The following is a 713-nucleotide window of genomic DNA, read 5'->3' on the forward strand; positions in this document are numbered from 1 at the left end:
CTCATTTCGGCAGTGCCAAGGCGGTCAGCCGGGCCAATCTGGCGGACCTGAAAGCGGTCGAGGGGATCTCGGCCGGGTTGGCGCAGAAGGTCTATGATTTCTTCCACGACAAGGGCTAGGCCTTCCGGCCACGCCATAGGATATACAGTCCCGAGGCCACAATCAGCGCGCTGCCGATCCACATGGTCTGATCCAGTGTCTCGCCAAACATCACCACGCCCAGCCCGACGCCAAACAGCAGGCGGGAATAGCGGAAGGGCGTAACGGCCGAGACCTCACCCGTTCGCATGGCCTTCATGAGCGCGGCATAGGCGGCCGTGCCCATCAGGATCGCTCCGCCCACGTGCAGGCCAGTGTTCAAGTCCAGCGGAGCCATCGGCACCCCTTCCCAGAACTGATAGGCCAGACCAGCCACGATGATGCAGAGGAAGCCGTAGAAGCCCAGAACCTCGGTCCCCAGTGTCGCTGGCGCGGCGCGGCTGGCCAGATCGCGCCCGGCGAAGCCCAGCATGCCCAGAACAGCTAGGATCGACAGGGCCGAGAAGCTGTCTCCGGTCGGTTGAATGATGACCACGACGCCGATCAGGCCGACCAGAATGGCGCTCCACCGTCGCCAACCGACGGTTTCTCCGAAGAACAGCGCTGCTCCTGCCACTACGACCAGAGGGGTCGCCTGCAGGATCACAGTCGCCGCTGACAGAGGTGTCAGCGTG

The 713-nt window shown here is 63.8% G+C and carries 2 protein-coding genes; one reads left to right on the forward strand and one right to left on the reverse strand.

Annotation, left to right across the window (positions count from 1 at the left end; translation table 11 throughout):
- Positions 1-119: helix-hairpin-helix domain-containing protein (locus ACR0E6_RS22295; RefSeq protein ID WP_480587481.1), on the forward strand; the 119-nt coding region annotated here is incomplete at its 5' end.
- On the opposite strand, the gene ACR0E6_RS22300 is transcribed toward ACR0E6_RS22295, so the two are convergent.
- The coding region (locus tag ACR0E6_RS22300) for a DMT family transporter (protein ID WP_480587478.1) at positions 116-713 on the reverse strand (598 nt) is incomplete at its 5' end. The genes ACR0E6_RS22295 and ACR0E6_RS22300 overlap by 4 nt on opposite strands.

It is taken from the genome of Ruegeria sp. AP12, from assembly GCF_056540025.1.